This is a genomic window from Peribacillus simplex (genome assembly GCF_030123325.1).
GTDB classification, from domain to species: domain Bacteria; phylum Bacillota; class Bacilli; order Bacillales; family DSM-1321; genus Peribacillus; species Peribacillus simplex_D.
The window spans coordinates 5,397,544-5,418,294 of record NZ_CP126106.1; the positions used below are offsets into that span (position 1 = coordinate 5,397,544).

Annotated in this window: 20 protein-coding genes, 1 pseudogene and 1 riboswitch; of the genes and pseudogenes, 6 read left to right on the top strand and 15 right to left on the bottom strand. The window is 40.9% G+C overall.

The window, feature by feature from the left end:
* Window positions 1-247 precede the first annotated feature (247 nt).
* Window positions 248-601 carry a cupin domain-containing protein gene (locus QNH43_RS25770; RefSeq protein ID WP_283916218.1) on the top strand — a complete coding sequence of 118 codons (354 nt, stop codon included), beginning with the start codon at window positions 248-250 and terminating at the stop codon, window positions 599-601.
* 185 nt (window positions 602-786) lie between these two features.
* On the opposite strand, the gene QNH43_RS25775 is transcribed toward QNH43_RS25770, so the two are convergent.
* From QNH43_RS25775 to QNH43_RS25785, 3 genes and pseudogenes are all read right to left on the bottom strand, one after another.
* Window positions 787-993 (bottom strand): fibronectin type III domain-containing protein, encoded by a 207-nt coding sequence (locus QNH43_RS25775; protein ID WP_283916219.1) that lies wholly within the window; start codon window positions 991-993, stop codon window positions 787-789.
* A 1-nt stretch (window position 994) separates the two neighbouring features.
* Window positions 995-1,215 (bottom strand): annotated as a pseudogene (locus QNH43_RS25780) (DMT family transporter).
* Window positions 1,216-1,263: 48 nt separating this feature from the next.
* A riboswitch (guanidine-I (ykkC/yxkD leader) is annotated at window positions 1,264-1,362 on the bottom strand.
* A 40-nt stretch (window positions 1,363-1,402) separates the two neighbouring features.
* Window positions 1,403-1,732, bottom strand: coding sequence for a DUF948 domain-containing protein (locus QNH43_RS25785; RefSeq protein WP_283916220.1), 330 nt, complete (start codon window positions 1,730-1,732; stop codon window positions 1,403-1,405).
* A 118-nt stretch (window positions 1,733-1,850) separates the two neighbouring features.
* On the opposite strand from QNH43_RS25785, the gene QNH43_RS25790 reads away from it, so the two are divergent.
* Together QNH43_RS25790 and QNH43_RS25795 are read left to right on the top strand one after the other, a co-directional pair.
* Window positions 1,851-2,030 (top strand): hypothetical protein, encoded by a 180-nt coding sequence (locus tag QNH43_RS25790; protein ID WP_034310080.1) that lies wholly within the window; start codon window positions 1,851-1,853, stop codon window positions 2,028-2,030.
* 517 nt (window positions 2,031-2,547) lie between these two features.
* Window positions 2,548-3,168: an RraA family protein gene (locus QNH43_RS25795; protein ID WP_283916221.1), complete on the top strand. Its 621-nt coding sequence runs from the start codon at window positions 2,548-2,550 to the stop codon at window positions 3,166-3,168.
* 60 nt (window positions 3,169-3,228) lie between these two features.
* On the opposite strand, the gene QNH43_RS25800 is transcribed toward QNH43_RS25795, so the two are convergent.
* The 5 genes from QNH43_RS25800 to QNH43_RS25820 all read right to left on the bottom strand — a co-directional run bounded on the left by QNH43_RS25800 (window position 3,229) and on the right by QNH43_RS25820 (window position 10,066).
* Window positions 3,229-5,199: a lipoteichoic acid synthase gene (locus tag QNH43_RS25800; RefSeq protein ID WP_283916222.1), complete on the bottom strand. Its 1,971-nt coding sequence runs from the start codon at window positions 5,197-5,199 to the stop codon at window positions 3,229-3,231.
* Between the two features lie 1,068 nt (window positions 5,200-6,267).
* Window positions 6,268-7,215, bottom strand: a complete 948-nt coding sequence (locus QNH43_RS25805; RefSeq protein WP_283916223.1) for a siderophore ABC transporter substrate-binding protein — start codon at window positions 7,213-7,215, stop codon at window positions 6,268-6,270.
* A 208-nt stretch (window positions 7,216-7,423) separates the two neighbouring features.
* Window positions 7,424-8,182 carry an iron ABC transporter ATP-binding protein gene (locus QNH43_RS25810; protein WP_076368203.1) on the bottom strand — a complete coding sequence of 253 codons (759 nt, stop codon included), beginning with the start codon at window positions 8,180-8,182 and terminating at the stop codon, window positions 7,424-7,426.
* A complete protein-coding gene (locus QNH43_RS25815) occupies window positions 8,176-9,123 on the bottom strand; it encodes an iron chelate uptake ABC transporter family permease subunit (protein ID WP_076368204.1) in 948 nt (315 codons plus the stop codon). The genes QNH43_RS25810 and QNH43_RS25815 overlap by 7 nt, the downstream gene beginning before the upstream one ends.
* Window positions 9,116-10,066 carry an ABC transporter permease gene (locus tag QNH43_RS25820; protein WP_076368205.1) on the bottom strand — a complete coding sequence of 317 codons (951 nt, stop codon included), beginning with the start codon at window positions 10,064-10,066 and terminating at the stop codon, window positions 9,116-9,118. Before QNH43_RS25820 ends, QNH43_RS25815 begins: the two co-directional genes overlap by 8 nt.
* Window positions 10,067-10,402: 336 nt before the next feature.
* Between QNH43_RS25820 and QNH43_RS25825 the strand changes: the two genes are divergently transcribed.
* The 3 genes from QNH43_RS25825 to shc all read left to right on the top strand — a co-directional run bounded on the left by QNH43_RS25825 (window position 10,403) and on the right by shc (window position 14,603).
* Window positions 10,403-10,672, top strand: coding sequence for a DUF1450 domain-containing protein (locus QNH43_RS25825; RefSeq protein WP_283916224.1), 270 nt, complete (start codon window positions 10,403-10,405; stop codon window positions 10,670-10,672).
* A 219-nt stretch (window positions 10,673-10,891) separates the two neighbouring features.
* Complete coding sequence (locus QNH43_RS25830) at window positions 10,892-12,541, top strand: M14 family metallopeptidase (RefSeq protein WP_283916225.1); 1,650 nt, start codon at window positions 10,892-10,894, stop codon at window positions 12,539-12,541.
* Window positions 12,542-12,707: 166 nt separating this feature from the next.
* Complete coding sequence (gene shc, locus QNH43_RS25835; protein ID WP_283916226.1) at window positions 12,708-14,603, top strand: squalene--hopene cyclase; 1,896 nt, start codon at window positions 12,708-12,710, stop codon at window positions 14,601-14,603.
* A 437-nt stretch (window positions 14,604-15,040) separates the two neighbouring features.
* Here the strand turns inward: shc and QNH43_RS25840 are convergent, their stop codons facing one another.
* The 7 genes from QNH43_RS25840 to QNH43_RS25870 form a co-directional block, all read right to left on the bottom strand.
* Window positions 15,041-15,292, bottom strand: coding sequence for a hypothetical protein (locus QNH43_RS25840; RefSeq protein ID WP_283916227.1), 252 nt, complete (start codon window positions 15,290-15,292; stop codon window positions 15,041-15,043).
* A gap of 274 nt (window positions 15,293-15,566) precedes the next feature.
* Window positions 15,567-16,109, bottom strand: coding sequence for a PepSY domain-containing protein (locus QNH43_RS25845; protein WP_283916228.1), 543 nt, complete (start codon window positions 16,107-16,109; stop codon window positions 15,567-15,569).
* Between the two features lie 65 nt (window positions 16,110-16,174).
* Complete coding sequence (locus tag QNH43_RS25850; RefSeq protein ID WP_283916229.1) at window positions 16,175-17,530, bottom strand: sensor histidine kinase; 1,356 nt, start codon at window positions 17,528-17,530, stop codon at window positions 16,175-16,177.
* Window positions 17,527-18,222, bottom strand: coding sequence for a response regulator transcription factor (locus QNH43_RS25855; protein WP_283916230.1), 696 nt, complete (start codon window positions 18,220-18,222; stop codon window positions 17,527-17,529). The genes QNH43_RS25850 and QNH43_RS25855 overlap by 4 nt, the downstream gene beginning before the upstream one ends.
* 148 nt (window positions 18,223-18,370) lie before the next feature.
* Entirely contained in the window at window positions 18,371-18,892 is a 522-nt protein-coding gene (msrA, locus tag QNH43_RS25860; protein WP_283916231.1) for a peptide-methionine (S)-S-oxide reductase MsrA, read from the bottom strand.
* A 104-nt stretch (window positions 18,893-18,996) separates the two neighbouring features.
* The gene (locus QNH43_RS25865; protein WP_283916232.1) at window positions 18,997-19,605 is read right to left on the bottom strand and encodes a response regulator transcription factor; all 609 of its coding nucleotides are present in this window, start codon (window positions 19,603-19,605) and stop codon (window positions 18,997-18,999) included.
* A 12-nt stretch (window positions 19,606-19,617) separates the two neighbouring features.
* The gene (locus tag QNH43_RS25870) at window positions 19,618-20,739 is read right to left on the bottom strand and encodes a sensor histidine kinase (RefSeq protein WP_283916233.1); all 1,122 of its coding nucleotides are present in this window, start codon (window positions 20,737-20,739) and stop codon (window positions 19,618-19,620) included.
* Window positions 20,740-20,751: the final 12 nt, after the last annotated feature.

Sequence of the window (20,751 nt, forward strand, 5' to 3'; positions counted from 1 at the left end):
GCATACTTTGTTGCTTTTAAATGATATTTACACGATGATTAAGGGTTAATTTCCGTTGCTGGTACTCGCTTTCCGCGGGCGGTCTCAGGAGCCTCCTCAGTGCCTTGCACTTGAGGTTCTCCCTCAACACGCTTCTTCCGCAGGAGTCTCGCATATTCGTTACAATCAACATCAGCTCGAATTTGTTACTTGCAAAAACAACAAACGCTACGAAAAGAGCCAAAATAAATGATATGGAGTGATTATAATGACAATTGTTAACGAGAATGAAAGAGAATATAGATTTGGAGATAGCGGTCCAAAATATCTTTTAAAAGGACCAAGAATGAATTTTGGAATTGTTGTTTTAAAGCCCGGACAAGATTTCCCTGCCCATTATCATAATATCATGGAAGAAAACTTCTTTATCCTCGAAGGAGAATTAGTAATACATATTGATAATGAAGTTTTCACATGTAAAAAGGGAGATTTTATCCATGTTGAACCAAAAAAAGTTCATTATTTAATAAATAAAGGGAATACAGACTTTAAAGCTGCCTTTATGCTTTCTCCTTACCAAGAAAAAGATAAAGTTGAAGTAGATTATAAACTAACTGTTTGATTTTTGAAGTGGTCAAATTTGCGGGGAAAATGATTTTTTCGAAGTCCATCATCACTACTTATGTATAAATGAATTAGGTTATAAAGAATAACTGACACTTAAGTGATTGCTCGTTTCAAAGAACGTGGCGAAAGATTAATTTCCTCTTATTTTCAAATGTCTAAACTAACACAAATATGATTTATCTATTTTTTCCACAATTTTAAGATATTCTGTCGGGTTTCTTTTAAATTGGTTGATTCCCCACAATACATCCTTCGGCAGAGCTGGACCTTTTTACTTCCGCTGTAAAAGGATGTATAGGCTTCAGACCAACCGACTGCACTTCCTACACGGTAAGTATAGGATGTATTTGGGGTTAATCCTTCCATGATGGCTTTATGAATTCTCATTTCACCTGCCCCAAGAGGCCCCTATTCCGGTCCAAATTGCATACGCTGTTCCCATAGGCAAGGCAAGGTTTTTATCGCCGATGATAAAAAATAAAAACTAATGACCATACCGGCAATCGTTATGATAGAAGGCACTAATTTCGTAAAACCCTCAGTATACTTTAAACTTGTCGCCCATACCACTTCAAATAATCCTGCAATCACCAATTGAATCCAAGCCATCTTTTTTCCCTCCAATTACAGAAAAAGCCCGAAAGGTCATAAATCATAACCTCCCGGGCTTTTTTCCCTCCGTGTACGCAGATTCCTGCGCGTTTCTCTTGGACCATTCCGGTGAAATTCAACCGAGGAACCCTAGAAACTCATTATTTCCATACTATATCATGTACATTTCAAATCGGTCAAACACTTATGCATCGCTTCTGTTCCTATGCTTCCACTTGTCACCTTTTATTGAGAACCAAATATTTTTAAAGGGTTCAGGTATTTCTTTAGCCGCATCAACCGTATATTGTACGGCCTCTTTTTTATATTGAACATCTTCACTGATTTCTTGCTGGGTCATGGCGAGTTGGTCCGTCTCCGATTTAATCTGGTCCGTTTTGGCCTGGATGCGTGTAACGGTTTCAGTCACATTATCAATTGTCGGTTTGGAATCCTTAAATGTTTTAAAAGCAAAAAACGCTAAATAGATAATCGATCCGATAAAGAGGGCAAGACTAATATATACAATGATCACCTAGATTCCTCCTTTTATTTTACCTTTACTATACCCGTAATAAATGGGCAGAAAACGAATCCACATGTATTTTCTTTTATGCCTGGTCATATTATTGATAGAAAAAGGAGGAATGAAAATGAATCAAATGCCTCTGCTTAAAGCCTGTTTTAAAGCTGGAATACACTTCATCAGACATATGACCATACAGCAGGCTGCCACTATTGCAGGAATCATTTTTTTAATCATTCATCCAGAAGTTTTCAGCCCCCTTTGGCTTACATTGGCAACCTCCGTCTTGATTCTGCTCCTGCTTTGAAGATTATTAGTGACCTCCCGAACACTGGTTGAGTCACCGATTTCTTCACTAACATCCCCATCCAGATCAGGAGAACACCGAGGATATGCAACATCCCTCTCTTGACCTTAGAAGAGTGTTCCTGACGGATTTAATTGCCATGGAGACTCGAACATTAATAGGTCTGCTTCCATGCATACTATCTTATGGAAGTACATACGGTGGAAAACACTATTTCCATTAACACCTTATATCCACTCTTCTTAAATTATGGGGATATCTGTTTAAGACAGCATTGAATTAAAAATGTGCACACTTGGACTTCAAACCCTTCATAAGGATGAACTATAAAGTTTAATCAATCGATTGATTAAAAAGGAATTTGACTTGTACCCCCTTGTGACAGCAGAACTTCCCTCCCCTTCATATATTGATCACACTGCAATTACCATTCTATCAAACGAATAACTATTAGAAAATTTTAAAAAATGTGTATAATTAGACTATATTCATTAACTCTTAAGGAGGAATCATAGTCATGGATACTCTCATTCAACAGTTCAGGAATTTGCCCACCACGGCGATTTCCGATGCAATGGAAGGGTTGAGCAATCTGGAATCAGCGATTAAACCCTTAAAGGAAGAATATCATATGGCCGGACGAGCATTTACTGTACAGATGCCCGTTGGTGATAATTCAGCCGTGTTAAAAGCAATCGGCCAAGCAAGTCCTGGTGATATTATAGTCGTTGACAGCAAAGGTGATACATACCGGGCAATAGCAGGAGATTTTGTTGTCGGCATGATGCAGACCATGGAAATTGGCGGCCTCGTAGTAGATGGAGTCATTCGCGACCTTGAAGCCATTAAAGGGATGACTTTCCCTGTTTTCAGCAAAGGGACGACGGTTGCCTCAAGCGGCAAGGCCGGTGTAGGCGAAACCAATATCCCCATTTCCTGTGGGGGTGTCACTGTATTTCCAGGGGACATTATCATAGGGGACATAGATGGGGTCGTGGTCGTGCCACAAGCCATGGGTGAAGAAATCCTTACCAAAGCAAAGGATAAAATCTTGAAAGATGAACAGCGTGCTGAAAAATATGCAGGGAAGCCTGATGAAATAAGAAAGTATATTGCCATGATGACCAATAAAGCATGATCTAACGCATAAAAAAACAGGCAGGAAGCGATGGCTTCCTGCCTGTTCTTTTCATTAGCCTTATTTATCGGTCTTTTCGTCTTCCTTTGAACCTTCTTCATCATATGTGTAATCATAATCAGTAGGGTCAATCGGTTTAAAACCATTTGGAGTATAGAAACGGAGTAAGTCACCGTTCACTACTTGGTCGGATAAATTGAGCATCGTTTCAGCTCTCTTTTTATAATTGAGGATGTCATCATTTTCCTCGACCAATTCACCTGTTTTAGTATCGTAGTATTTACCTTTAATGGAAGTGACATCCGGTGTAACAAAATCACCATTCCTGAAAGGTACCACTTCATTATGATCTTTTGACAATAAATCTGAACCGAATTGTACATAATCTTTAGATTCGATTCCTAACAGATGCAATAAAGTAGGGAGAAGGTCGATCTGTCCTCCGTATTGGTGCATTTCCCCGCCTTCAACACCCGGAACATGAATCAATAATGGTACACGTTGCAATTGGGCATTCTCAAATGCGCCAACATCCTTGCCAAGCACTTTTGACATGGCTTCTTTATGGTTTTCGGAAATACCATAGTGATCACCATACATAACGATTACCGAGTTATCATATAGACCGGATTCCTTCAGATAATCGAAAAACTCTTTAAGCGCCTCATCGGCATAGCGTGCAGTCTGGAAGTAATTATCTACGGAAGCATCGCCTGTCGTTTGCTTACCGATTGTTGCTTTTTCCTGGTCCATCGCATATGGGAAATGGTGAGATACCGTTATGAATTTTGTATAGAAAGGCTGTTTAAGCGTTTCTAACATTGGAATCGATTCCTTGAAGAAAGGCTTATCCATTAATCCATAACTCAGTACTTCCTCTTTATTTTCCATATTATAATGGTTTGCATCGAAGAACTGATTAAAACCAAGAGACTTATACATTTTATCCCGGTTCCAGAAAGACTTGTAATTACCATGGAACACAGCAGATGTGTATCCTTGTTGTCCTAAAATCGCTGGTGCTGCTTGATACGTATTTTGGGCACGGTTTGTGAATGCTGCCCCCTGTGGTAAACCGAACAGGGAATTTTCAAGCATGAATTCGGCATCCGCCGTTTTACCTTGGCCCACTTGATGGAAGAAATTATCAAAGTGCATGAAATCTGACTTATCATGTGCAAGTGAGTTCAAAAATGGAGTTACTTCCTCCCCATTCAACTTATAATCGATCAGGAAATTCTGCATCGATTCCAAATGCAGGTAGATAACATTCTTACCTTTGGCTGCACCAAAATATTCAGGGTTCGGTTCAGCGCTTGTTGCCTTCGTATAGTTGACGACTTCTGCGATATCCGTGCTGTTTGCAGTCGCACGCTGAGCGTATGTTTTAGTATTCTGAACGGCATCATAAACCGTATAGTTGAACATGCCCAAATATTTGACGATATAGTTCCGGTCGAATGTTCTTGATAATAATTGCGGGCGATCCTTTTCAGCAAGTCCTAAATTGATTGCGAAAATGGCAAGTCCCGCTAGGTAAACCAATCCAACTGTACGGCGTTTGACTTTGAAGTCTTCCACTTTAAAGTCTTTGAATCTGTACAACACGATCAAAAGAACCGTATCAAGGAAATAAAATACATCATGGCCTTTAAATAATTCTAAAATACTCGGCCCCAAATCCCCGGCATTTTGCACTTGCGTCAAGGTTGGCAATGTAATGAAATCGGTAAATGACCGATAGTATACAATATTGAAGAATAACCATAAGGACATCAATAGGTTCAACCTGATGATCCATTTAAACGATTTTTTGCCTCTAGCCAATAGTGCCAAGCCAAAGAATAAAATGGCTGAACTTATCGGGTTTATGAACAGTAAGAACTGTTGCAGGCCATTTTCAATACCTAAGTTAAATTCAACTCGATATCCAATATAAGTTTTTATCGTAAACAAGACTACTGCAATAAAGAAAAAGCCTAGTATGTTATCTGCAAATAAATGCCGGCTTTTTTTAAGAAAATTATTCATGCTTTCACCTCTATTAATCTAGTGGTTTATTTATATAAATTTTTACAAACTTACAAAAGACGGAAAATCGGAAACCCTATAATAGCATTCTTTCACTTGGATAGTCAAGATTGTGAAAACCACCTTTTGTCACATCCATAACCCTTATATCCAGAACACTTCTTTAGCTTATGAACAAGCCTTTGAAAAAATAACAGAGTTTCGCCCGTCTCGAATGTTCAGCGCACCTATAACAAATATATAGGAACTCCATGTCTTAATCCAATAAATATCACCGTAACTTTTTATGGTGACTTTGGGTGACAGTCACTAATTAGTTTCACGTCCTTCAGGCTTTTACCATTATAAACGACTCTTTATAAAAAAACCAGTGCATTACAAAATATGTAAAGATATAAATCTTCAATTAATTAAAGCTATAAATATATCCAGGATTTCTTTCCCGATGATTCGACAGTTGAAAATGGCTAGCCGGTTACATGGTTGCATCTCTCCTCCGCACTTTTGATACCCCATTCAAAATCCAAGCCTGCAAAAGTTTGACCCGTTTACCATTGCGTCCTGCCACCCTGAAATCCCATAAAATAACAAATGGATTTCGCGTAATATCGACATCATTCCCCTCCGGCATATTTAATTAGCTTTTTTCAAATAATTTTTCCTGTAAGTGATTAATATTGTGTTTATATTTTTACTTTCCAGGATAATTTTTATCATCCATAAAAGATTCAATTTACCAAAGTTCACTTAAATTACAATTTTAAACCCCTCCTGGAACCGGAAAGGATGCAAATGACATTATAATAGGAAGAAACTGAATTTTCCCATACTGGCTGAAAGGTTATTTTCTTTCAATAGCAGCCCATATGACCATAGCAGCGGTATCAGGCTTTGAATATAGGTCTTGTCTTTTCCATTCCCCTTAATGGGGGTTGTGGCGCCTTATAAGCTTACCTGTGTTTTGTAAGAAATCTTTTCATCCCCTTTGTTAGTATATTTGTTTCATCCAGTTTTATTATAAAAAATAAAAATCCTGCCCTCGATCGAGGACAGGATTCCTTATTTCTATTACTTGATGCCTTCTGAAATTTCTTTAACCATGGCGTCAACAGATTCTAAACCGCCGCCTGATAAGTACCAGTAGTTAGGGTCTAGATAAATGATGTTACCTTCTTTAAATGCTTTTGTATTTTTCACAATGTCATTTTCAACAGTTTCTTTCGCTCTAGCTCCATCTCCGGCAACCGCATCTCTATCTACAACGAATAGGTAGTCAGGATTCTTTTCAGCGATGTATTCGAAAGAAATACTTTGACCATGTGTCGATACTTCCAATTTATCATCTACTGCAGGTACTCCGAATACATCATGGATGATTCCAAATCTTGAATCAGGTCCGTAAGCACTTACTTTTCCACCGCTAGAAAGAACGATTAAACCAGTTTTGTCAGTTGGGGCTTTTTCTTTCAAAGCATTGATGTTTTCTTCAACACTTGCCAATTGTTTAGCTGCTTCGTCTTCTTTATCGAAGATTTTACCCAAAAGTGTTACGTTTTCTTCAAAGGATTCCATATACTTTGTTGTATCTACACCCACAAAAACAGTAGGGGCAATTTTGCTTAATTCTTTATATGCTTCAGATTGACGGCCAGAGATTAGGATTAGGTCAGGAGCAATTTCATTTATTTTTTCGAAGTCAGGCTCTTTTAATCCGCCGGCATTTTCAGTTGTACCTTCATATTTAGAAAGGTATTTTGGAAGGCCATCATGAGGAACAGCTGCAACTTCCACACCCAATTTATCAAGAGTATCAAGTGTACCCATATCGAATACAACGACTTTTTCAGGGTTTGTTTTTACTTTCGTTTCGCCTAGTTGGTGCTTAACCGTAATTTCTTCGCTTTTAGCACTTTCCTTTTTCGCGCTTGATTCTTCTTTTTCCTTATCTGATCCACAAGCTACAGCCACTACAGCCAGCATTGCAACCAAAAGCAGTAAGGATAATTTCTTAAACATTATGGTCACCTCGAAAATTTTTTTTATTTAAAATTACGTATTGAATCCTCACCTTCACGGAGTTCACCTTCATCACTTTCCCTGCCGTACGAACAGGAGGCGGCTAAAGTCTTGGGCGCCCGCCAACTCTTAACTGCCTAAGAAACGTATGAGGTGATTCCGGGAAGGCTAAGAATACTGAAGTAATTTAAAACCAAATGGAATTGCCTTACGTGAAGTACACACAGATCTTATTGTCATTGATGCTTTGGATTTCAATATCCATATCATAGATTTCCTTTAATACATTGGAATTGATGACTTGCTCGGTAGGTCCATTATGAACAACCTTGCCATCCTTCAATGCGACAATATAGTCGGAATAGCAGGATGCAAAATTAATGTCATGAATGACGATGATGACCGTTTTCCCTAATTCGTCGGCCAATCTCCTCAATACCTTCATGATTTGGACGGAATGCTTCATATCAAGATTGTTCAGGGGTTCATCAAGAAGTACATACTCCGTGTTCTGAGCAATGACCATGGCAATGAAGGCCCGCTGTTGCTGCCCGCCGCTAAGCTGGTCAAGAAACTTATCCTGCATGTCGGCAAGTTCCATATATTCAATCGCTTCATCGACGTATTTCCAATCCTCTTTGGTCAGCTTGCCTTGTGAATAAGGAAAACGGCCAAAGGCGACGAGTTCACGAATCGTTAAACGGATATTGATGTGGTTAGCCTGCTTTAAGATGGCAATCTTTTTCGCAAGTTCATTGCTATTGAATTTCCCCATATCCTTGCCATCGATCAGGACTTCTCCCGAATCCCTGGCAATGAGACGGCTGATCATCGAAAGGACGGTACTTTTCCCCGCTCCATTGGGACCGATGAAGGATGTGATCTTCCCTTTCATTATTTCAATGGAAACATCCTCGACAACCGTTTTACCATTATATTTTTTGAATAAATTTTTCACTTCTACCATGATTTATTCTCCTTTAATAGAAGATAGATGAAATAGACACCGCCGACAAAGTTGATGATGACACTTAAGGTGGTGGAGAACGTGAAGATCCTCTCCACAATGAATTGGCCGCCGACCAGGGCAATCACACTGATCAGCATGGCACCCGGGATGATATGTTTATGCTGATAGGACTTAATGAATTGATAGGCCACATTTGCAACAAGTAATCCGAGGAACGTGATCGGACCGATCAGGGCAGTGGAAATGGAGATTAAAACAGTAACGACGATTAAAACCCGCTTCGTGACAAAATCATAATCCACACCCAAGTTTATGGCTTGGTCCCTCCCCAATGACATGACATCTAAATATTTCAAAAATCTCATGAAATATATCATTGCCGCTATCATGAGGATAATCGCTAACGTTAACAGGTCCGTGTTGACATTATTGAAGCTGGCGAACATTTTATTTTGAACCATTTGAAACTCATTCGGGTCAATCAATACCTGCATGAATGAAGACATGCTTCCGAATAAGGTTCCGAAGATGATGCCGATCAGCAATAGGAAGTAAATATTGCGGTTTTTCTTGAACATGAACTTGAACAGCAGGCTGGAAAAAATAAGCATGGCTGCAAGTGTAATCAGGAAATTGAGATTTTTATTCATGATCATGATATGCGTTGAACCGAAGAGGAAAATCACTCCCGTTTGAATCAGCATATACATGGAGTCCAACCCTAAAATGCTCGGTGTCAGGATTTTATTATTCGTGACCGTCTGGAAAATCACTGTTGAAAAAGCTATTGCACAACCAACCACGATGATGGCGATGATTTTTATGACCCTTCTCGGCAGTGCATAATCCCAATTCGGGCCAAGGTCCCAAAAGATATAACCTGCCGTTAAAGCTGCTGCAAGAACAGCCAATATAATGATCCTACTTTTATTATTCATATGCCTTTCTCCTCAGTATCAGATAGATAAATACGGCGCTTCCTATCACACCAACCACGAGCCCGATCGGGATTTCAAATGGATATATGAGGATCCTGCCCAGAATATCGCAGATCAATAGGAATACTGCCCCTAGCAATGCTGTATGAGAAAGACTCTTTTTCAAATTGTCGCCAAGGTAAAGGGATACAATATTTGGTACGATCAATCCTATGAAAGGAATCGTTCCCACCGTTAACAGAACGACAGTGGAGGATAATGCCACGATGATCAACCCAAAATTGACTATAAGCTTATAATTGAGTCCTAGATTGATAGCAAACTCCTCACCCATCCCTGCCACAGTGAATTTATTGGCAAAGAAGTATGCGAGAATGACCAGAGGGATACTTACATATATAAGTTCGTACCTTCCCGACATGATCATCGAGAAATCCCCATTCATCCATGTGTTGAGGCTTTGAATCAAATCATATTTATAGGCAAAGAAAGTCGAGATGGATCCGACGATATTACCGAACATCAAACCAACCAAGGGAATGAAAATCGTATCCTTATATTTCACTTGATCAAGAATTTTCATGAACAAGAATGTACCTGCCAAAGCGAATATGAAAGCGAATGCCATTTTCTCAATGAGTGCCGCCGATGGAAAAATGATAATGGCAAGAAGAAGTCCAAGCCTAGCGGAATCCATGGTTCCGGCAGTCGTCGGGGATACAAATTTATTGCGGCTCAATTGCTGCATGATCAGACCGCTTATACTCATCACAATACCGGCAATGACTATGGTCACCATTCTGGGGAAACGGCTTTGCAGCATGATTTGCACCTTATCATCACTTAGATCCAATAAATCCAGGGGGGTAATATCCTTTACACCAATGAATAATGACGTAAATGACAAAACAATTAACGCCATGACTAAATATCTTATCTTCATCTACATTTCCTACTCTTCCTATCTTAGTTAATACAGCGATAATATTTTTAATTAAAGATATTTGAATATAGACTATTGCAAAGTCACCTATTGAAAAGGAAATCATGAAGTTGCAATAGTTACAAAGTTCTCCCATTCGTGATAATGAGATTCATTATCACTCATACTCATTCTATCATTTCTCAGACATGTGTCAATATATAGAAGTGAATTACTTTGATATTCTCCGGATAGTCATATTGTAATGAATTTGAATGAACCAATCATGCATTTCGTTTCAGGAAGTGATAAAATCAAAATAACAAATATTTACTCTTCTATGAAAGAAGCGATATGATGAAAAACTTGCTATCCAAAGTGTTCTCAAAAAAGGCGAAAATCCAGATTGAATTTTGCCAAAATAATCTTGACCGCTTCCTTAATGAACAAACAGCTGCCGATTATGGTAAGTTCTTGGCTAATCCAAGGATTCAATATAAGGAATATGAATGTTTGAGTGAGTGTAAACTTTGTAGGAAAACCCCCTATGCGAAAGTGAATGGCCAGATAATGAGTGGCGAAGATTCACAGGATCTTTTAAATCAGTTACATGATGAATTGAAATGATACGGGCCAATCAAATTGCTTGATCCGTATCGTTTTGACTTTCCACCTGTAATTATAAAGAATACAGGTGATGAACATCTATTAAAAGGCATTGCGAAGCATGCTACGGAATCATTAATCTAGTCGTTAATTCCTGTTTTTCACTATTTCCTACGTTTTCACTGTATAAATAGATTAATATATGATAATTTATGGAAAAAGATAGACAGGAGGACGTCCATGAAAAAAATCATTCCTACCATCATATCAGCCGCAGCACTAAGTCTTGTCACTGGATTGCCTGGCCCCATTGCCGAAGCAGAAGAATTCACCCCTTATTATGGAAATGGTCCAAGCTACATTCAACCAGATAAACTCTCCCACCTTTTCCCTGACCCTAATGTATCTTTCAACACCCCTGCCTTTAAACAAAACAAGATCGCCTTTACGAGCCAGGAAGAAATGCTGGATCATCTCAAGTCCCTCTCCCATAAATACAAAAACATCCAGTTCAAGACGATAGGCAAATCCACAGAAGGACGCGACATCCCGATGCTTCTTTTCAGCAAGGATTCAAAAAGACCGAATAAGGATTCCCATAAACCATTGATTTGGATTCAAGGTCAGATCCATGGCAATGAACCCGCTTCAGGTGAATCAACATTAGTCCTTGCACAATGGCTGGCTGAGGGCAAGCTTGGTGATGTCCTCGATAAAGTGAATATTGCCATCGTTCCACGCGTCAATCCTGATGGCTCTTATTATTTCATACGATATACCGCAAATGACATGGATGCGAATAGGGACTACTTAAAAGTGGAGTATCCTGAAGTACAGACGATTCATCAGTCAATCGATGATTATGAACCGGAAGTCATTCTGGATGTACATGAATATACAGTGAATCCCGCCCCCCTGAAAAAAGTGGGAGAAAATGGATCGATCGCTTCCTATGATTTACTCATCTCCTCAGCCAAGAATTTAAATATTCCCAACCAGCTTCGAAAAGCTTCGGATGAACTGCTTCTACCTAATGTTTTTAAAGCATTGAAAAAAGAAAAACTTTCCTACCACGATTACTATACACTGGCTACTTCTGATGATGGAGTCCTTACCGCCACGGAAGGAAGTACAGAAGCCCGGATTGGCCGAAACGCCCTCGGTTTGAAAAATACAATGACCTATTTAATTGAAACGAGGGGAATCAATATCGGCCGTACGGATTTTAAACGACGTGTTTTTGCACAAGCTACAGCTCAGGCAGCATTCATCAAAACGACAGCCGAACAGGCCAGTAAAGTTAAAAAGGCCGTTAAACAGGCAGAAACTGAAGTCGTGCAAAAAGGGCGAAAAGCAAATGATAACGATAAAATTGTCATCACCAGCGAAAATAAATTGGTTAAGGATCAAAAATTGACAGTAGTCGATTTAGCGAAAGCTAAAATGGTCGATGCCTCCATCGATTGGCTCGACTCCACCGATGCTTACCCTACCCTTGTTAGAGATCGTCCGACAGCCTATATCCTTCCACCGGAATATAAAAATATCGCCAAGAAACTCCAGCTATTGGGAGTAGAAGTTAAACAATTAAAAAAACCTATGAAAATAGCTGTTGAAAGCTATAAGGTCAAGGATTTAAAAGTTTCCGCTGAACTGGAAAGCGGACATTCCACAAGGGAAGTCACGACCACCGTTACTTCAACAACTCGGGATTTCCCAAAAGGAAGCTATGTTTTCGACATGGCCCAGCCTGATGCCAACTTCATCTCCCTCGCCCTCGAACCTGAAGGCATTGACAGCTATGTGACATTCAATTTCATCCCGGCTGACAAAGGAAAAGAACTGCCGATTTACCGCTATATGCAGCCATCTTCCTTACCAGTTAAATGATGCATAGTTTCTAAATGACGCTTTGGCAGATTCATTGCCAAAGCGTTTTTAGTTTCCAACCTCCTTTATTCATGCGGACGATGCGCCTGACATGATTTCTTGAATGCGACGAAAAGTTTTGAATATACATATAAACGGAAAATGTGTTTTTAGAGGAGGAAAGTCATTGAACCAACATGTACAATTGGAAATCAATCGCCTTGTTCATCGCCTGAAACAAGACCAATCCGCTGATGGTTCGTGGAATTATCCCTTTGACACCGGGATAACGGCAGATGCCTATATGATCATATTATTGAAAATTTTAGATATGGAAGATGCTCCTCTTATAGAGGCTTTAGTAAATAGAATCGAAAGCAAGCAAACGGAAAACGGCTCATGGAAACTTTTCCAAGATGAGAAGGACGGCAATGTTACGCTTACGATCGAGGCTTATTATGGCCTTCTTTTTAGCGGACTCCGCAATAAGAACGATCCCCATATGAGGAAAGCCAAACAATTCATTCTTTCCAAGGGTGGCATCAAACAGGCCAAAATGTTAACGAAAATGATGCTTACTGTCACCGGGCAATATCAATGGCCGCGCCTGTTCCCCATTCCTCTCGAAGTGGTCTTACTTCCTCCGACCTTTTTCGTCAGCATTTATGATCTTTCCGTATATGGGCGGGTCAACATGATTCCATTGCTATTGCTGGGCCATAAAAAGTTTCAGATCAAAACCCCGGACACACCAAGTTTAAAAGAATTATTTCAAACAAGGGAGGACCTTTCCAAAGAGCATGTGTGGGAAGAGTATCGTACCGAAGAATATCGTTCCTTCTTCTCCAAACTTCAAACAGGCGTCAAAACTTTGATTGGTTATCCCGATTATTTACATTCCTTGGCCTTGGATTCAACGAAAAGGTTCATGCTCGACAGACTGGAACCAGACGGGACACTGTACAATTATTTCGGTTCTACCTTTTTCATGATCTTTGCCCTCCTTTCAATTGGATACTCGAAAAAGGATCCAGTGATTGTAAAGGCCATTGCCGGTCTGAAGGGGATGGCCTGCTCCATTGAGGGACACACACATATCCAGTTCACGACGCCCCATGTTTGGAATACCTCCTTAATCAGCTACGCCCTTCAAGAAGCGGGCATCCCTTCCAAAGACCCAACGGTCAAGGCAGCCAATCAGTACTTACTGTCACGCCAGCATTATATGTATGGTGATTGGCTGATCCATAATCCTAACGCGATTCCAGGCGGCTGGGGGTTCTCGGATTTCAATACCATGAATCCGGATGTCGATGATACGACCGCCTCACTGCGGGCGCTGGCTGAGCAACTGCAAGCAAAACCGGATAATCGGGACAGCTGGCAGCGCGGTGTCTCCTTCACGATATCCATGCAAAATGATGATGGTGGATTTCCGGCCTTCGAGCGGAATAACGACCATAAATGGCTGCACCTTATTCCTATAGAGGGTTCGAAATATCTCCTGACTGACCCTTCTACCGCTGATTTGACAGGAAGAACACTGGAATTCCTGGGGAACTATACAAATATGAAGAAGCAGGAAGAAGTCAGTAAAAGAGCGGTGGATTGGCTATTGGAAGACCAGAAGCGTGATGGCTCCTGGTATGGGCGCTGGGGCATCTGCTATCTATATGGCACATGGTCTGCACTGACCGGCATGAAGGCGGCAGGGCAAGCCACTGGACATCCATCCATCCAAAAAGCCTTAACTTGGTTGAAGAAAATACAAAATGAAGATGGCGGCTGGGGTGAATCTTGTTACAGTGATATCAAGCAACGATATATCCCCCTCGGAGAAAGTACACTGACACATACAGCTTGGGCTGTGGATGCATTGATATCGGCATCCGAAAAGCCGACAGCCGAAATCAAAAAAGGCATTGCCTATCTTATCCGTGCAGGTCAACAGGACAGCTGGTTCAATGATTATCCTGCAGGCCAGGGAATGGCAGATTTTTTGTATATCCATTATCATAGCTATCGCTATATTTATCCCCTTTTAGCCTTAAGTCATTACAATAGAAAATTCCTGAAGACTTAATTGTTAGGCAGTGTTTTTTATCATATAAAAGTGAATATGTGGATTACCTGTGGAAAAGTAGTGTATAACACCGGAAAGTTATCCACAATCCGAGGTTATCCACATTCATTTATCCGTAAATGTGCTAAATGCAAGAAATTTCCCGTCATATTTGTTGATTAATCCATTTCGGATATGTAAGAATGACTTATTTTATCCAGGCTTTGTGGATAGTTTGGGGATGATCACTATTATGTGAATACTTTATCCAGTTGGCCTTAGCATAAGATTGTATGTCTCGATCCTTAGTTTCGGCAATTATCTTCAATAAAGACTCCATTGCAAGATCGTGTTGGCCCAAATTATTAAAAGCCATGGCCCTGAATACCAATAAAGCCTTATCCTTTGGAAACTTCGCCAGCCCCGATTCCAATGTCCGTCTTGATTTATCATAATCCCTATGGTTCGATATGTGCTCCCAATCCTAGGTAGGCCCCTTTTGCATCCTCATCCGGCAAACCTAATTTGAGTGCCGCTTCATAATAGGGTACCGCCTTTACCTCAAGTCCGAGAATATCCAAACTCCAGGCACACTGATACTGCATGACTGCATCTCCTGGATTTTGCTTTGCCAGATCCATCAATAATCGATTGGATTTTTTGAATTCTTTTTCTCCTCTTAATGACAGTGCCATTTCCAAATTCCCCATTGCCATTCCTCCATTGTATAAGAATCCTTATTGCCCCAATTCGCGATTCCTCTTTTTAATTCCTTTATAACCGTAAATATTTTAAGAGTATCATCAGCTACATGGTGGTTCCGCGCCTTCTTCATCGAAGAGAAGTTTCTTCCTCCTTTCCCGTAATTTCGCTTGAGATTCATAATGGCAATAAAAAAAGGATTTGCCACTCGGCAAATCCTTTCATGCACTTTTAGTTCAAAACCTTTCATATATCACAGATTACCATCGACATGACATATGATTAATCATCCAACTGGTTTTTCAATACTTTTCCCGTGGTGGCATCTACCACTACATCATATTCCCTTTGTCCTTGCTTTATTTCCAGCTCGTACACAAGGGTGCCATTCTCTGAATCCAGCTCTGCATCCGTCACTTGACCATCCACCGCTTTCAAGGCAATCTTTTCAGCTTGATCACTGCTTATTTTTGCAGTCTCCGCCGCTTGTTGTGTGTTCAAATCGTCATCATCTTCCATTTCCTGAGAAAGAATCTCTCCTTTTTCAGCATCAACGTCAACCTCTTGATAGCCTTCTTTCGTTTTAACGGTCATCTCATAAGTCATCGGCTGATCCCAATCCTTTTCAAATTGAGTAACTTGCCCGCCTAGTTTTTCTGAAATCATTTTGACAGCCTCATCCTCGGATAGGTTACCCTTATTGACTGCATATACCGCCGTTCCAGCAGCACCGCCGAAAATTAAAACGGAGGCCACGGACACCGTCATGATTACCTTTTTCCTTTGAATGATACCTTCTTTAATCGTACTCCACTGTTTTTTCATGAATGAATTCCTCCTTTAAGTTGTTACCTTAATAATAAGCATCCTTCATGAAACGAACATGAGTGTTAGATTAGAATTTGATGAGAAAGAGTGATCGTCACCAACGTTCCCTCTCCCACTTCGCTTTGAATCTCCAATTTCCCGTCGAATGACTCGACAAGCGACCGGGCTATGGAAAGCCCGAGTCCATTGCCTCCCGTTTTCCTTGCCCTCGATGAATCCACGCGATAAAAACGTTCAAATACATGCGGGAGATGTTCTGGTGATATCCCTGCACCGTGATCTTTCACACCGATGAAAATTTCATCGGCCTTCCGTTTTATCATGATCTGAATACTTGATTCACTGTATTTCATAGCATTGTCCAATAGGATGACAATGACCTGTTCAAGCTTACTGGAAATCGTCATTGCAGATATTTCCTTAAACTCTGATTCTATCGTTATTTCACGATTCCCCGTCCTTCTGAATGTTTGGGCAATCCCTTCACAAAACGAAATAAGTTCTATTTTCCCTTCCAAATCTGCTGAAGGTTCCGTTTGGGAAGCGGACTGCAGAAGATGTTCCGTCAGCTTTTTCATCCGGATGGCTTCATGATGGATTGCCTCCACCGCCTCTTCCTGAATCGCCTCATCCTTCATTCCCCATCGTTTCAATAGGGAAGAGTAGCTTTCTATGACCGTAATCGGTGTTTTCAATTCATGTGAAGCATCTGAAAGGAATTGCTGCTGTTGGTTATAATTCCGCTCCAGCCTTTCTATCATCCTGTTGAATGCCACTCCCATCACCTGCAGCTCGTCCTTTGATTGATCCGATAACGGTATCCGTTTGAATTCCCCGCTTTTTTCAATATCCTTCATTGTTCCGCTCATGATCGATATCGGTTTGAGGATCAGGTTGGCCAGCCACTTACCGGCAAGAATGGATAAAAGAATGACAAAAAGGGATGCACCGCCTAAAACGAGGGCAAGCGTCGATAAATTATCAAGGAGGGTTTCCTGCGGCCGTGTGACCTCGATCATCCCTAGCTTCTTCCCTTCATCGGGATAAGGATAACGGTAGGTCATGACATATTCCCCGTCAGCTTTGGCAAGATCATATCCTTTTTCGTTAATGGCTTTAACCGCAAGTCCCTCAAGGTCCTCTTCATCGGTAAATGATTTTATCAATCTTCCATCAGTGTCGAATATCCGCACCATTCCATCATCCGGGATATACGGCTCCATTACATCGGGATCACCGGAAATCAAATCTTTCGTCAGGATATTTTCTTCAATTAAAGAAGCTTGATCTTCAAGCAGATCCCGTTCCCTCTCTACCGATATCCAAAGGAAGGCTATTAAAACGATGATACTCAACAATATCAGCATGACGCTTAAAAAAAGACTGGAATAAGTTTGGATTTTCGTCCGGATCTTCATACTGGCTCCTTCAAGCTGTAACCTACACCGCGGTAAGTATGTATGAGCTGCAGTTCAAAGGGATAATCTATTTTTTTACGCAAATAACGGATATACACATCGACCACATTCGTATCCCCTGCAAAATCATATCCCCATACATGTGTCAGGATTTGCTCCCTCGAAAGCACTTGATTTTTATTTTGCAAAAGATAAACCAGCAAATCGAACTCGCGGGAAGTCAGCTCAATCCTTTTGCCTTGCCTGTGAATGTCCCTTGTACCAAGGTTCAACTTCAGATCATGAATCTTTAGTTCATCCAATTCCCCCTCCGATTGCCGCTCCCGTACATTGGTCCGGAAACAAGCACGGATCCGTGCGAGCAGCTCTTCAATTTCAAACGGTTTCGTTACATAATCATTTGCACCATGGTCAAGGCCATTAACCTTGTCTGGCACAGCATCCCTTGCGGTTAGAAGGATGACCGGTGTCGATCCATTCTTTTTCCGGTACCGCCTAAGTACTTCTATGCCATTCAGCTCGGGCAGCATCACATCCAATAAGATTAAATCCCACTCCTCGGCTTCTGCCCTTTCCAGACCTGCCTTTCCGGTAAATGCCGATTCTGTTTGATAACCCTCATGATTAAGCTCCAGCTGGAGAACCCTCGCAATTTTTTCTTCATCTTCTATAATTAATATTCTTTTATTCATGATCATCACCACCTACCACTTAGTGTACTGAAGAAATATGAAAATATCATGAGAAATTGAACCCTCTGCATGAAATAATGAATTTAATTTTTGTGCCTTTAAAAAAGGGCAAAAAAAGAACCGGATGTGAAAACACACCCGATCCATTTCATTCACCGTTCCAATGCTGGTCAATGAATTCATCGCGTCCCGATTTCGCACGATCCGCTTTATAGTCATCTTTGTTTTTTTTATGATAGCCTTGATGGTATTCTTCGGCAGGATAGAAGGTTTGGGCCGGAAGGATTTCCGTTACGATTGGTTTCTGGAACTTCCCGCTGGCCGCTACCTTTTCTTTCGCTTCAAGAGCCAGTTTTTCCTGAGCTTCATCATGAAAGAAGATGGCCGTCCGATATTGGCTTCCTCTGTCATGGAATTGACCGCCATCGTCGGTTGGATCAATTTGCTGCCAATATAGTTCCAGCAATCTTTCATAAGGAAATAACTGAGGATCGAAAGTGATTTCCACGACTTCATAATGCCCAGTAGTTCCCGCCTTCACTTCCTCGTAAGTCGGATTATCAACATGTCCTCCCGAATAACCGGATACGATCCCACCAATCCCCGGCAGTTCTTCAAATGGTGTCACCATGCACCAAAAACAGCCTCCAGCAAATGTAGCCTTTTGCATAATGGTCAGCCCCTTTCCTGTATGTAATAAAAATTAATATACCATATTCCAATCCTAAGTCTGCATTTTTTGATTTGAGAAGCCGCCAATAAATGCACCTTCGATCAATCTTTTGACCAGCCCTTTTCCTTGAATCTTACAATCGCTTCAACGCGGTTGCTTACATCCAATTTATCAAGGATGACCGATATATAATTACGAACCGTTCCATTAGTCAAATAAAGCTGGCTTGCGATTTCTTTTGTGGTCTTACCATCCGCGATCAATTTGAGCACTTGGCACTCTCGTTCAGTCAAAGGGTTTTCTTCTTCGAAAGCCATATCCACCAGCTCAGGAGCATAAACGCGCCGCCCATCCATGATGACACGGATCGAGTTCGCCAGTTCCTCACTTGGGCTATCCTTCAGCAGATATCCACCCACCTCTGCCTTTCTGGCTCTTTCAAAATATCCAGGACGTGCAAAAGTGGTCAAAATGATGACTTTGCATCGGTGGCCCTGATCCTTGATCTCCTCCGCTACATCGAGCCCGGTTTTAACTGGCATTTCAATATCGGTTATGCAGATATCCGGCTTTAATTGATTGACGAGATTCATTGCTTCTTCCCCATTGCTCGCTTTTCCTACAACTTCCATGTCACTTTCCAAATCAAGGATGGAACCTAGCGCGCCAAGCAGCATCCGCTGATCTTCGGCAATTACGATTCGAATCAATGCCAATCCCTCCTATCCATTATTTTTTATAGCATTCGGAACCCTTATATAAAGTGTCATTCCATCTGTTGATTGAATTTCCAGGCTGCCATTAACGAATTCGAGCCTTTCTTTCATTCCTTGAAGCCCATTGCCTTTAAAAAACTCTGATCTATGTGAAAGCCCCACTCCATTATCCTGTACTGTGATCGTCACCCCTGTTTGTAATTCTTCAATGACGATATGACAGCAGTCGGCCCCGCTATGTTTGACGATATTGGTCACAGCTTCTTTCAAGCACATGCTTAAAACCGTTTCAACAAGCAATGGGGTATCTTTCAATTCCGTGGTGCCTTCCAAATTGAATTCTATCCCTGCCGCCTTCAATATTTGCTTGACCCGGATGATTTCATCGCATAGCTTGGCCCCACGCATTTCCGACACCATTTCACGGACTTCCTTGAGTGCCGTCCTCGCCGTTTGACGGATATCCTTGATTTCCTTCTTGGCCGACTCGGGATTCAAATCGATCAATTTCCCTGCAAGGTCACTTTTCAAGCCAATCAAAGACAGCTTTTGTCCAAGTGTATCATGTAAGTCACGGGCAATCCGCTGACGTTCTTCCATTTTCCCAAGCTCTGATATTCTTTTATGCGCGTCCTCCAATTGTTCTTCCAGCCTGCCCCGTTTATTTCGATTATATGTGTTGAATGGGAGCAGGATCACGCCTACCACACAAATGAGCATAAAGGGAAATTGCGAAAAGAATGTAGGGTCTTTCATGATGAATCCAATATTGACAGACACGATCGTAGCCAATAGCTGGATCGAATATAAAACGAAAAAGCCAACCTTATTTTGAACATTCCCAATAAAGAATGCTAAAAAAAGCGAAAAGTAAATATAGCTGAAAAATATGGTCATGGATATGGATATGACTATTTGTATCGCCGTCCATACGTATACGGGCCATCCCTTCGAAACGAATGAGAGACCATATGATATGAAAAACAAAATGATCATGACGATTCCAAAGACTATCTCCAACATCGAAGAGGATTTGAAGATGAAATAAAAAGGTAGGATACAAAAAATGATCCAGACATAAGGGCTCAGCCCTGTGTTTTTCGGAAAGATATGATACCAACTTTGCATGGCGCCGCCTCT